At 70.5% G+C, this 11,350-nt stretch carries 13 protein-coding genes and 1 pseudogene; 4 read left to right on the forward strand and 10 right to left on the reverse strand.

Features of this window, described 5'->3' with window-relative positions; all coding sequences use genetic code 11:
* Positions 1-3 precede the first annotated feature (3 nt).
* The 5 genes from DFH01_RS20660 to DFH01_RS20675 all read right to left on the reverse strand — a co-directional run bounded on the left by DFH01_RS20660 (position 4) and on the right by DFH01_RS20675 (position 3,204).
* Positions 4-1,086: a sodium-dependent transporter gene (locus tag DFH01_RS20660; RefSeq protein ID WP_109872335.1), complete on the reverse strand. Its 1,083-nt coding sequence runs from the start codon at positions 1,084-1,086 to the stop codon at positions 4-6.
* Positions 1,087-1,283: 197 nt separating this feature from the next.
* Positions 1,284-1,424, reverse strand: a complete 141-nt coding sequence (locus DFH01_RS28300; RefSeq protein WP_158287842.1) for a hypothetical protein — start codon at positions 1,422-1,424, stop codon at positions 1,284-1,286.
* A gap of 199 nt (positions 1,425-1,623) precedes the next feature.
* Complete coding sequence (locus DFH01_RS20665) at positions 1,624-2,151, reverse strand: hypothetical protein (RefSeq protein WP_109872336.1); 528 nt, start codon at positions 2,149-2,151, stop codon at positions 1,624-1,626.
* Positions 2,133-2,444 carry a hypothetical protein gene (locus DFH01_RS20670; RefSeq protein ID WP_199231309.1) on the reverse strand — a complete coding sequence of 104 codons (312 nt, stop codon included), beginning with the start codon at positions 2,442-2,444 and terminating at the stop codon, positions 2,133-2,135. Before DFH01_RS20670 ends, DFH01_RS20665 begins: the two co-directional genes overlap by 19 nt.
* A gap of 268 nt (positions 2,445-2,712) precedes the next feature.
* A complete protein-coding gene (locus DFH01_RS20675; RefSeq protein ID WP_109872337.1) occupies positions 2,713-3,204 on the reverse strand; it encodes a hypothetical protein in 492 nt (163 codons plus the stop codon).
* 533 nt (positions 3,205-3,737) lie between these two features.
* Here DFH01_RS20675 and maiA point away from each other — a divergent pair.
* Positions 3,738-4,370, forward strand: coding sequence for a maleylacetoacetate isomerase (maiA, locus tag DFH01_RS20680; RefSeq protein WP_109872338.1), 633 nt, complete (start codon positions 3,738-3,740; stop codon positions 4,368-4,370).
* A 3-nt stretch (positions 4,371-4,373) separates the two neighbouring features.
* On the opposite strand, the gene DFH01_RS20685 is transcribed toward maiA, so the two are convergent.
* Positions 4,374-5,381, reverse strand: a complete 1,008-nt coding sequence (locus DFH01_RS20685) for a Bug family tripartite tricarboxylate transporter substrate binding protein (RefSeq protein ID WP_109872339.1) — start codon at positions 5,379-5,381, stop codon at positions 4,374-4,376.
* Positions 5,382-5,543: 162 nt separating this feature from the next.
* Here DFH01_RS20685 and DFH01_RS20690 point away from each other — a divergent pair, with 162 nt between their 5' ends.
* The 3 genes from DFH01_RS20690 to DFH01_RS20700 are packed head-to-tail and all read left to right on the forward strand — an operon-like array spanning position 5,544 to position 8,436.
* Positions 5,544-6,422 (forward strand): HTD2 family dehydratase, encoded by an 879-nt coding sequence (locus DFH01_RS20690; protein ID WP_233256203.1) that lies wholly within the window; start codon positions 5,544-5,546, stop codon positions 6,420-6,422.
* On the forward strand, positions 6,419-7,633 hold the full coding sequence (locus tag DFH01_RS20695; protein WP_109872341.1) for a CaiB/BaiF CoA transferase family protein: 1,215 nt from the start codon (positions 6,419-6,421) through the stop codon (positions 7,631-7,633). Before DFH01_RS20690 ends, DFH01_RS20695 begins: the two co-directional genes overlap by 4 nt.
* Positions 7,630-8,436 (forward strand): IclR family transcriptional regulator, encoded by an 807-nt coding sequence (locus DFH01_RS20700; protein ID WP_109872342.1) that lies wholly within the window; start codon positions 7,630-7,632, stop codon positions 8,434-8,436. The genes DFH01_RS20695 and DFH01_RS20700 overlap by 4 nt, the downstream gene beginning before the upstream one ends.
* 45 nt (positions 8,437-8,481) lie before the next feature.
* On the opposite strand, the gene DFH01_RS20705 is transcribed toward DFH01_RS20700, so the two are convergent.
* From DFH01_RS20705 to DFH01_RS20715, 4 genes and pseudogenes are all read right to left on the reverse strand, one after another.
* Positions 8,482-9,033, reverse strand: coding sequence for a DUF6456 domain-containing protein (locus tag DFH01_RS20705; protein WP_109872343.1), 552 nt, complete (start codon positions 9,031-9,033; stop codon positions 8,482-8,484).
* Entirely contained in the window at positions 9,023-9,181 is a 159-nt protein-coding gene (locus DFH01_RS20710) for a hypothetical protein (protein WP_233256204.1), read from the reverse strand. Before DFH01_RS20710 ends, DFH01_RS20705 begins: the two co-directional genes overlap by 11 nt.
* Positions 9,182-9,268: 87 nt before the next feature.
* Positions 9,269-9,745, reverse strand: coding sequence for a hypothetical protein (locus DFH01_RS27890; protein WP_146217107.1), 477 nt, complete (start codon positions 9,743-9,745; stop codon positions 9,269-9,271).
* Positions 9,746-9,797: 52 nt separating this feature from the next.
* Positions 9,798-10,956 (reverse strand): annotated as a pseudogene (locus DFH01_RS20715) (IS3 family transposase).
* Positions 10,957-11,350 lie beyond the last annotated feature (394 nt).

The raw sequence follows: 11,350 nt of genomic DNA on the forward strand, positions 1-11,350 counted from the left end.
TCCCTACACTGGCAGGTGGCCGAGCGCCGCCACCGCCAGGATCAGCCCCGGCACACCCCACCCGAGCAGCGCCCGCAACGCGGCCACGCGCCGCGCGGGCCAGCCGAGTTCCGCAGCCACCGCCGGCGTGCCCAGCAGGCGCGCCGCGAAAATTGCTAGCAGAAAGCCGGCCATGGGGAGTGCCAAGTTGGAGGTGGCGCGGTCCAGCGCTTCCAGGATGCCGGCCTCGGCGAATCCTGGCAGGAAGCCGAGCGGCCGCACCTCGCTCCACAGGCTGAAGGCGAGCACGCTCAGCGTCGCCAGGGCTACCGTGCCGAGCGGCGTGCCCGGCCGCGCATGCGCGGCATAGGTGAGGAGCACGCCGAGCCCCACGCCGATCGAGAAGAAGCCGAGGCCGAGCGCCTCCAGCGCCGCGCGCGGCGTCACCGCCTCCAGCCGGGGAGCCAGCAGGAACTCCGCGGTGCTGGCGAACCCGCCGCTCGCCGCTCCATGCAACGCCAGCAGCAGCATGATGGCGGCCAGCACGGGCATCAGCAGGCGGCAGGCGGCCTCGATCCCGCGCTCGATGCCGCGTGCGACGATTGCGATGGTGAGGGCCATGAAGAGCGCATGCCATCCGGCCAGCGCCAGCGCGTCGCCGCTGCGCGCGGCAAACAAACGGGCCGCTCCGGCGGCGTCGAGTCCATCGAACCCGTCGCCAAACGCCTGCGCGCCATAGGCCAGCGTCAGCCCCCCGATCACCGCGTAGAAGCTTAGGATCACGAAGCCGGCGGCAAGCATCAGCGCGCCCAGCCAACGCCCGCCCTGAGCCTCACCCGCCACCGCGGCCAGCCGCTGGATGCTCGCTATCGCATCGCCGCCGCCGCGCCGCCCTATCGCGAATTCCGCCAGCATCAGCGGCAGCACGACGACCAGCAGTCCAATGCCGTAGATCAGCACGAGGGTGCCGCCGCCGTTCTCGCCGACCTCGTAGGGAAACTTCCAGATCGAGCCGAGGCCGACAGCTGAGCCGATGGTGGCGAGGATCAGCCCGGCACGACCCGACCATTGGCCGTTGCCGCGCAACTTGGGCTCTGGATCAGGCACGACGCAGCTCGGCCAGACACCCGATGACCGACGGCATGCTCGCCCGCGCGATGTCCCTGTCTAGGCTCCCGCGCAGACGCTGGCGCCGCCTGCCCGCTTGCGGCGACAGACAGTGAACGGAGCAAGCGAGTTGCGCTATTCGCATGCTAGGCCGCCTGGCTTGGCCGAGGGCATGTCACGACGCGCCTTCTCGCGGTTCAAGCAGTCGACCGCCGCGACCGCGAGCGCGGCGCCTGCACCAGGCGCTGACGGGCCTCGTCGACGGCGCCTTCCCGTGCCTTGACCCGCGCCGATCCGGCATAGTCGGCGATCAGTTGCGCGAAGGCATCCATCGTCATGTCGTCGTCGTGCTCCGCGCTACCCCAGCGGCCGTCCTGGCGTCGCGCTCGGCGGCGGCCTCGTGGAGAATTTCCTTGCTCACAATGGCGTTCTCCGGCTCCGGCACCTGCTTTTGGAAAGCAGGCTCGCAGGTGTGTCGCCGGGCCACCTTGCTCTGGATCAAGGCGAAGGCGCGAAAGCTGCGACCTGCTCTTCCGGTCAACACTGGAGGAGCGCGATGACCGGTGCGCGTCGCGCCACCATCGCCGCGGCCCGCGGCGGCTTGCCGGCGAGGGCGGCGCGCAGGGCCTGCATCGAGCCATCGAGGGCGGCGATGATGTCTGTCTCGCGGTTGGCCTCGTCGTCCCAGGCGGCGAGCAATGCCGCGGCAGCGTCGCGCAGGCTGGCGCGTGGGGCGGGCGTGGGGGCGCTCTGGGCGGCCGCCGGCGCCCGGGCGTCCTCACCCTCCGGCGCGGCCACGTCCGCGTCCGTGGGCGCCGTAGGCGGCGCGTCTGCCACCGGCGAGGCAGCGCGGCGCGCGGCGTTGCGGCGCGCGATGGCGGCCGCGCTCTGCTCGTCCTCCTCCGGCCCGTCGCCCGCGTTCGGGTCGATGCCGATGGCGCGCAGCCCGTCATCGGTGACCTTCAGCAGCATCTCGTTGCCGTCCACCGTCCACTTCGCGGTCGCATCGTCGGCGGGGCGGTGCACGCCGATCACCAGGTCCTGCTTCAGCAGCGGCTGCGCCACCTTCTGCCGCGCGCCGGCGCGCGCCGGTCGGGGCGGTGCGGGAGCGTCCCGCGTCCGGCGGCGTGTTCACCGCGGCGGAAATGCTGATCCGCGATGTCCTTCAGCTTCGCGGTGGCGTCGGCGAGACAGGCGGCCTCGCCCCAGAGGCCCCCCTCCGGGTCAGCCCCGAAGTGGTCCTCGCTGGCCTGCTGCAACTCGGCGAGCAGGGCGTCGAATTCCGCCTTCTTCGCTAGGAACGCTTTGAGGCTCCGCTGCTGCACCGCTTCGCGCTTCGTCATCGCGGTCTTCGTCATCCGCATCGCGTGACGGACCATTCGCGCTGTGCCGGGCGCGAGCCAAGCGTGATCGTCACAGCGCGGTTTGCGTTCTTCGAGAGATCCCAATCACATCATGATCTCTGCCGGGCAGGGGCTTTCCGCCGATCGGCAATCGAAGCCGCGCGCCATGCTTCCGCTCCGCGCGCGCTTCGTCTCCGCGGCATCAGCGTTGGAATGCTCGGCGATGACGGGGCAGGTCGCCGACGGCGTGGTGCGCCCGGAGCCGACGACTGGCTCGCCATCTTCAGAGAGTCACCGCCTGCCGCTCGAACCGGTCCGCCATGTCGTTCGATAGCACCGCGACATGCTCCTGCAGCAGCGTCTGCACGAGGTGCGGCTCGGCGCCGATCTGAGCGGCGATCTGGCCCGACACTCGCGCAGGCCAGTTCAGCAGCGCATCGCGCATTGCGCACGCGATCTCGTCGATGCGGGCGTCAGCCGCCGCGATGTCGATCAATCGCCCCTTGCTCCGATCGAGCGCGAGGCGCTGCGATTCCACCGGCAGCGCCAGCCGGGCGATGATCAGCCGCCCGAGGACGGTCGCCTCCATTGGCGGCGCCAGCGGTGAGCGGCCTGGCCGTGCCGTCTCGGCCATGTCGCGGCGCACCCGATCGAAGTCCCAGCTGCCATCGGGCTCGCGAGTGATGCGCCCGACCCGCTCGGCCTTCTGGACGGCGGTGTGCGAGACGCCGAGCCGGCGCGCGACCTTGCGCGCGGAGGTGGTGCGCTCCGGCATGATCCTCTCCATCGCGGCGGGACTGGCAATCGGGGCGGGCGCGATGCCAGCCCGGGGGGCGGCAACTGGCCGGGGCTGGCACCGCCGCACGCAGAACGAAAATGCAATGTATGCAATTGGTTGCGAGGCGTTCTTGACGGACTGGCATCCTGGAACCCTGAAGAGAAATCCTGACGCTAGCGCGGTCGCGCGCTTCCACCCCCGCATACAGCAGGGCCGGGAAGGACCCTGCGGCTCGCGAGCCACTCATTCGATTGTCTGGCTCAGTGGCTCGTTCGCCACCGCCGCGTCGCATCTGCTCGACGTAGTGTGGTCATACCCCCGCTGATTCGCTGGCCACTACGGGGTGAATTGGAACAGCGTGGCCGGCTGAGCTCCGCTTCGGTTGGTGCGCTTGTCGTGGTGTCGCAGTACGGGTGCGCTGCTCGACCGATGCGATCCAGGCGGCCAAAGCGCTTCGTTGCCTTCGGAGACAACACGTTCTGAACTCTCGCCGCTTGTCTGCCGCACGCAGGCATCTCACCCTCACCGGCATGGACATCGCACTCCACGATCATCCCACCTCCTCCGCAGCGTGGCGCGTTCGTATCGCGCTGGCCTTCAAGGACGTCCCCTATCGGCGCGTGGCGGTGGATCTCCGCCAGCACGCGCAGCACACCCCCGCATACCGGGCGGTGAACCCGCAGGGGCGCGTGCCGACGCTGGAGGTGGACGGCGTGGCGCTGATGCAAAGCCTTGTCATCATCGACTGGCTGGATCGGCGCTTCCCGCAGCCGCGCCTGATCCCCGAGGCCGATCTGCCACGCGCCCGCGCGCTGGCGATGGCCAATATCGTCGCCTGCGACATGCATCCGCTTTGCAAGCAGACGGTGATGGCGCAACTGACCGGCCGCTTCGGCGCCGAACCGGCGGGCCTTGCCGCCTGGCAGCATCACTGGCTCGGCGAGGGGCTTTCCGCGCTCGAGGCGCTCGCTGATCCGGAGGGACCTTTCCTGGTCGGCGATGGCCCGGGCGTCGCCGAGATCTGCGTGGTGCCGCAGTTATTCAATGCGCGGCTTTGGGGCGCGCCGCTGCACGGCTACCCGCGGCTGCTGCGCGCCGAAGCAGCCTGTGCGGCGCTGCCGGCATTCCGTGCCGCGCACCCCGATACAGTGCGCGGCGCCTGACGCTCAATCCAGTTTCAGCCCGGCCTGGCGGATGATCTCGCCCCACGCGGCCTTGGTCGCTGCGGTGGTTGCCTGGAAGGCGTCCGGGCCAGCCGGGGGCTGGCGGGCGCCGCCATTGGCCATGATGCGCGCGCGCACCTCGGGCATCTCGTAGATGCGGACCATGTCGGCATGGATGCGGGTGACGATCTCGCGCGGCGTGCCCTTCGGCGCATAGATCCCGGACCAGGTGGTGAAGCGAAACCCGGGCAGGCCCGCCTCGGCGCCGGTCGGCACCTCGGGCAGGCCGTGATGCCGCTGGTCGTCGGTCACTGCCAGCGCCAGGACATCGCCCCGGTCGATCAGGACCTTCCCGGCCTGTGCATCCAACGTCATGAAGGAGATGCGGCCCTGCAGCAGGTCGGGAAAGCCCGCCTGGTTGCCGCGATAGGCGATGGAGACCGCGTCCACGCCGGCAAGCTGCTGGTAGAGCGCCGCGACCATCCGGCCTGGCACGGTGCCGGTGCCGAAATTGTGCCGCCCGGGCTCGGCCTTCAGTCGCTCCGTCAACGCGGCAAGCGTCGGCGTGCCGAGCGCCTTGTTGGCGATCACAACGAAGGGCGAGGCGCTGAACATCGCCACCGCGTCGAAATCGGCGATGGGATCGTAGGGCAGCCGCGGGACCAGCCACGGATTCGCCGCATGCGTCATCGCGGAGGTGCCGAGCAGCGTCAGGCCGTCAGGCTTTGCGCGCGCCACCGCCTGCGCCGCCAGCACGCCATTCGCCCCGCCGCGATTGTCCACTACGACCGGCTGGCCCCAGACGCGTGCCAGCTGGTCGGCGTAGATGCGCGTCGTGATGTCCGTCGTCGCGCCCGCCGGAAGCGAGACGACGATGGTCACGCGGTCGCCCGGCCATTCCCCCTGCGCCCGCACCGAAGGCGCCGCGAGCACGGCCAGCGCGCCGCCCAGAATCGTCCGGCGCCCGACGGCCCCTTGCAGCCGCGACGTGCGGTTCGCCCTCTCCTGCATACGGACTTCCTCCCTGCGCGTTCTGATCGTGCCGACCAGATCACAGCCCGCGCATCCCCGTCACCGCCGACATCGCGCGCGATGTCGAATATCACCGGGGTGATGGGCTGTCGGACGCAGCGCCGCGCTAGGCTTGGCGCGATGCCAGGGGAGGACCGCGTCTTGGAGGATGCTGCCGCCGCGCTCGATGCGGCGATGCCCGCGCTGCAGGGCTGGATCGGCCGCGCGCGTGTGGCGGAGGAGGAGGTCGCGCTCGGCGCCGTCCGCCGCATCGCCGCGACCTTCGACCTGGATCCGGCCGCGTTCGCCGCAGGCATCGCCCTGCCAACGCACTGGTTCAACCTCTTCTTCGCGGACATCGCGCGCCAGTCGGCGCTCGGTCCGGACGGCCATCCGCGCAAGGGCGAGTTCCTGCCGCCGATCCCGCTGCCGCGGCGCATGGGCGCGGGACGGCGGGTGCGGCTGCATGGCGCGCTGCGCGTGGGCGACGCGGCAACGAAGCGCACGGAGGTCGCTGCCATCCTGCCGAAGGCGGCCCGCACCGGCCCGATCTGCATCCTGACCATGCGCAGCAGCATCGCCGCGCGCGGCGCCGTGCTGGCGGTGGAGGAGTTCGACGCGATCTACCGCGCGGCCGTCGCACCCGGTGCGGCCACCGCCGCCACCGCGCCCATCGCACCTCCCACGGAGGCCTCCTGGCAGGAGGCGCGGCTGCTCGATCCGACGCAGGTGTTCCGCTACGGCGCCATCACCTGGAACGCCCACCGCATCCACTACGACGCCGACTATGCGCGCGGGGAGGAGGGCTACCCTGCGGCGGTGATGAATGGCGGGCTCACCATGCACCTGCTGCTCGACGCCGCGCTGCGCAACGCGCGCGGGCGGCTGGTCGGCTACGAGACACGGCTGATGCGCCCGCTCTTCGTGGGCGACACTGCGCGGTTCTGCGGCAGCACCATCGCGGCGGGCCGCATGCAAGCCTGGGTGATGGACACGCATGGCGCGCAGGCCGCCGAGATGACGCTGGAGTTCGCGGCATGACGGGCGGACCGTTGGAGGGCGTGCGGGTGGTGGATCTCAGCTCCGTCGTGGTCGGGCCGATCTGCACGCGGGTCCTCGCCGACCAGGGGGCCGACGTGATCAAGGTGGAGCCGCCGGAAGGCGACCTGCTGCGCAACCTCGCGATTGGCGCGCGCAGCCCCGGCATGCCCGGCAAATTCATGCAGTTCAACCGCAACAAGCGCTCGATCTGCCTCGACCTGAAGCAGCCCGCGGCGATGGCTGCGATGCACCGCCTGCTCGACGGCGCCGACATCTTCGTCAGCAACATCCGCCCCGCCGCGCTGGCACGGCTGGGGCTCGACGCGGCGAGCCTGGCGGCGCGCAACCCGCGGCTGATCCATTGCGCCATCCTCGCCTTCGGCACCGGCGGCCGCTACGCGAACCGGCCGGCCTACGACCCGATCATCCAGAGCCTCTCGGGCATCGCCGGCACCTTCGAGCGCGCGACGGGGGAACCGCGCTTCGTGCCGATGGTGATGACCGACCACACCACCGGCCTGATCGCCGCGCAATGCATCGGCTTCGCGCTCTATCGCCGCGAACGCACCGGCCGTGGCGAGGCGATCGAGGTGCCGATGTTCGAGAACATGGCGAGCTTCGTCATGACGGAACATCTCGGCGCCGCCAGCTTCGACCCGCCGGCGGGGCCGAGCGGCGACCTGCGCCAGCTCAGCCCCTTCTACCGGCCATTGCCCACGAAGGACGGTTGGATCACCGTCTCGCCCAACACCGATGCGCAGGCCTTCGCCTTCTTCGACGCGATCGGCCGGCCGGAACTGCGCGACGATCCGCGCTTCAGCAGTGCGCAGGCCCGCACGGCGAATGCCGCCGCCTATTTCGAGGTGCGCGCGCAAGGCTTGGCGCAGCGCGGCACCATGGAATGGCTGGCGATCCTGGAAGCCGCCGACGTGCCGGTGGCGGCCTATAACCGCATCGACGACCTGGCGCAGGACCCGCACCTGCGCGATGTCGGCTTCATCGTGCCGGAGGACCACCCGACGGAAGGTCGCCTGCATCGTACCGCCAACCCGAACCGCTTCGGCGGCGGCGAGCGCGCGGATGCGCTGCCCGCCCCGCGCCTTGGCGCCCAGACGCGCGAGGTGCTGCACGAGGCCGGCTACGACGACGCCGCGATCGCCGCGCTGCTCGACGCCGGCGCGGCGCGCGAGGCATCCTTGCCGCCGGCGTGACGACGGAGGCGGCGCCGCGGGAGGGGGCAGCAGTGCCGGTGGCGGAGGCGGCGGAGCGGCGGATCAAGTCGGCGAAGCGCACGCTGGAAGTCCTGGAGTTCTTCGCCGTCACCCACCGCCCCGCGACGGTGATGGAGGTGGCCCGCGCGCTCGGCTATCCGCAATCCAGCACCTCCGTCCTGCTCGGCGGGCTCACGCGGCTCGGCTATCTCGAATTCGACGCGGCGGCACGCAGCTACCGGCCGACGCTGCGCGTGCTGCTGCTCGGCGCCTGGCAGCAGGAGGCGCTGTTCGGCGACACCCACCTGCTGCGCCTGCTGGAGGAGCTGCGGCGGCGCAGCGGCTTCGCCGTGCTGCTGGGCATGCGGCAGCAGGCGCATGTGCAGTACATCCTCACGCTCCGCTCGCCGCGCGGCATGGTGCCGCAGGAACAGCGCGCGGGCCTGCTGAAGCCGCTCTGCCGCGCGGCGGTCGGCCTGGCGCTGCTGCTCGGCCTGCCGGATGCCGACGTGGCGCGCCTGGCGCGCCGCGCGAATGCCGAGGAGCGCGACCCGTCGCTGCGTGTCTCCATCCCGGCACTGCTGGATGAACTCGCGGAGGGCCGCGCTCGCGGCTGGGTGGAGAGCAGCGGACGCGTGGTGCCCGGCGCGAGCGTGATCGCCATGCCGCTGCCGGCGTTGCGTGGCCATCCGCCACTCGCGGTCGGGCTCGGCGGCAGGCAGGAGGTGGTGCGGCGCGCCCGCGCCGAGATGATCGCCGCCCTGCGCGCCACCTGCGAGGCTCTGGCGCGCGCGCAAAAATGACGCGCGACCGGGCACACCGCGCCAGACGCAACTGGTGTGGACCGCTTACGCCGCCCTCTGCCGAGGCGTGAGCCCGAAGTGCATCGCCAGCGTGCCGAGCGCGCCGACGAGGATGCCCTGCGCCACCGGCCCGTGCACTGGCCAGCCCGACCATCCCTGACGCTGCGCCCATTCGCGCACTGAGAATTCGAGCCCGACGACGAACCACACGCAGGAGCCGGCGGGGCTGTCGTGCCCGCCGAGCGCGTCGATCGCGCTTGCGACGCGACGCCGCGCGTCGATCTGCCGGTTCGGCATGTCGTCGTTTGTCGCGCCTGCCAGCCGGGTGAGTTGCGACGTCGCGATGCCGTCCAGCGCGGCGGAGCGGAACAGCGTCCGGAAGATCTGCCCTGCCTCGTGCATTTGCGGCGTGATGGTGCCGTTGGCGAGCATCATCGCCAGCGTGTCCACGGCGCGGCGGTGCTCGACAGGGCTACCGGTGTCGGGATCGGCCTCGCGGACCGGCGCGGAGAAGCCGCCATGCTGCAGCCGCCACTTCGAGGGCTTCGACAGATCGTCCTGCGTCGTCGCGCGCTTCGCCTTCCGCTTACCGGCCATGGCGCTGTCCTCCATTGCGCGGCCCCCAGCGCCGCCTGGCTTCGTTGATGACGGCCTGGCGCAGCCAGGGATCGGCGATGTCCTCCACGGCCAGGGCGGCGACACCGTGCCGGTGCCAGGCAGCGGCGCGCATGGCCTCGAGGTCCATTGCGGTGGGCGCCGTCGGGCTCTGCGCGCGATCGAGGTAGCTGCGGGGCGGCCGAGGCCCGCCCGGCAGTGTGGCCGTTCGCCGTGTTCATCGCGCCTCGCTGTCAGCAGAAGCGTGAGCCGACTGACGCCGTGAGTGGGCAGCGCCCAGCCAAGGCGGCAAGCCGTCTGCGGTGACTGATGTGCTCGCCACAGATGACGCGCGACGCTCAGTGCGCTTGAGGTGATTTACCATGGCCAGAGATGCGTGGGCCTGCAGGAACGGCATGGCGTGCCGCGTGTGGAACGGCAGCCAGTCGGTTTTCAGGGGAATCCACACACGAGATGCGATGTCCCATTCGGTCCAGAATTCGGCATAGTAGCCGCCATTTTCCGGGACGGCCGAATAGGCGAAGGCGGCAGCGTGCGCGCTCGGATCTTCAATGCCTTCGACGCGGCAGCAGCACCGCAGGACCTTCGAAAGCGCGCCGTACAGGTCGCCATCTGCGAGCATGGCGACCTCGCGTGCACGTTGGAACCAGGGCGGCTGTAGCACTTCGAGGAACACGTCCTCGCGGTAGGTCATGATGGTGTCGATTGGAGTTGACCCGCTTCCGTGGACGGTTAGCGGGTAGCGATCAGTCGTTCTCGGCCATGGCTCTGGCTTCGTATTCGATGGGCGAGAGGTGGCCCAGTGCCGAGTGGCGCCTGGTCGGATTGTAGAAGCCCTCGATGAGGGCGAACACCGCGATCCGTGCTTCGGCCTGTGAGCGGAAGCTGCGACGGTCCAGCAGCTCGCACTCGAGGGTGGCGAAGAACGCTTCGGCCATTGCGTTGTCATACGCATCGCCGACCGAGCCGGTAGAGAGACGGACGCCCGCCTCTTTGCATCTGAAACCGAAGGCAACCGACGTGTACTGGCTGCCCTGGTCCGAGTGGTGCACGACATCGGCGGGCTTCCTCGTCGTCACCGCCATGTCGAGCGCGTCCAGCACCAGCCGGGTGCGCAGATCCGTCGCATGGCCCAGCCGACGATCCGGCGCGACCAGACATCGAGGACGACGGCGAGGAACAGGAAGCCCGCCGCGGTCGGCACGTAGGTGATGTCCGCCACCCAGAGCCGGTTCGGCCCCACCGCGCGGAAGTCGCGGCCGACGAGGTCAGTGGCAGGGCGGTGGCTCGGCTCCCGCTGCGTGGTCGTCGGGAAGCGACGTCGGGAGACACCGCGCAGCCCGGCCCCGCGCATCAGCCGCGCCACCCGCTTGCGGGCCACGGCCGTACCCTCGGCCTGCAGCTCGGCATGCACGCGTGGCGCGCCGTAGGTGCCATGGGAGGCGACATGGATGGTGCGGATCCGACGCAGCAGCGCCACGTCGCTCATGGCATGGGCCGAAGCTGGGCGGCTACGCCACGCGTAGTAGCCAGACGCCGAGACGCCCAGCACGCGGGCCATGGTGGCGATCGGGAATTCGGCCTGGTACGCGCTCATGAATTCGAAGACCCGCTGGGGGTCCTCTCCCGTGCGAACCAGGCCGCCGCCTTTGCCAAGGTGTCGCGCTCCTGGCGCAAGCGATGGTTCTCACGCCGGAGCTTCGCGAGCTCCTCCCGCTCAGGGCTGGTCCCGCCTCCGTCCTTGCGAGCCCCGCCGTCGCGCTCGGCTTGCCGGACCCAGTTCCAGATCGACTGCGCCGTCGGCTCTAATTCGCGCGAAAGCTCCTCGGGTGTTCGTCCTGATCGGACCAACTCCACCATCTGCCGCCGGAACTCCGGCGGGTAGGGCACCCTGAATTCCGGCATCTCGGACACCTCCGTCTCAAGCCTCGGGGTGTCCACGAAACCGGGTCAACTCCAACTCCACGGCTGCGAGCCACGGTGTTTTTCGATCACCCCGCCTGTCTTGCCGGACATGAGCGCCTGTATGCGGGGTTGCGGCTGATCGGCCCCGCGAAGTCTGACGGCGTCGGCCAGAACGAACCTGCTTGCCGTCCAATCGCAGGCGTGATCCGTATCGGGTGCGTCATCACAGGCGTGGCCGGTGGCCTGGCGCTTGGGCCCGGCTTTCGACTAGGTCCTGAACCCAAAGTCCTTGCTGCGACGCGACGCGATCTGATTCACCGTCGGAGTTGACGGGGGATAGGGGCATGTCGCGGTTCGATTTGAGCGAGGCGGAGTGGCGGATCATCGAGCCGTT

It is taken from the genome of Falsiroseomonas bella, from assembly GCF_003173615.1.
Classification (GTDB): domain Bacteria; phylum Pseudomonadota; class Alphaproteobacteria; order Acetobacterales; family Acetobacteraceae; genus Falsiroseomonas; species Falsiroseomonas bella.

Bases quoted from the DNA above. Each gene is read 5' to 3' on its own strand.
- DFH01_RS20685 (WP_109872339.1), bottom strand. From the start codon at position 5,381: ATGCAGGAGAGGGCGAACCGCACGTCGCGGCTGCAAGGGGCCGTCGGG.
- DFH01_RS28300 (WP_158287842.1), bottom strand. From the start codon at position 1,424: ATGACGATGGATGCCTTCGCGCAACTGATCGCCGACTATGCCGGATCG.
- DFH01_RS20670 (WP_199231309.1), bottom strand. From the start codon at position 2,444: ATGACGAAGACCGCGATGACGAAGCGCGAAGCGGTGCAGCAGCGGAGC.
- DFH01_RS20695 (WP_109872341.1), top strand. From the start codon at position 6,419: ATGACGGGCGGACCGTTGGAGGGCGTGCGGGTGGTGGATCTCAGCTCC.
- DFH01_RS20675 (WP_109872337.1), bottom strand. From the start codon at position 3,204: ATGCCGGAGCGCACCACCTCCGCGCGCAAGGTCGCGCGCCGGCTCGGC.
- DFH01_RS20705 (WP_109872343.1), bottom strand. From the start codon at position 9,033: ATGGCCGGTAAGCGGAAGGCGAAGCGCGCGACGACGCAGGACGATCTG.
- DFH01_RS27890 (WP_146217107.1), bottom strand. From the start codon at position 9,745: ATGACCTACCGCGAGGACGTGTTCCTCGAAGTGCTACAGCCGCCCTGG.
- DFH01_RS20710 (WP_233256204.1), bottom strand. From the start codon at position 9,181: ATGGACCTCGAGGCCATGCGCGCCGCTGCCTGGCACCGGCACGGTGTC.
- maiA (WP_109872338.1), top strand. From the start codon at position 3,738: ATGGACATCGCACTCCACGATCATCCCACCTCCTCCGCAGCGTGGCGC.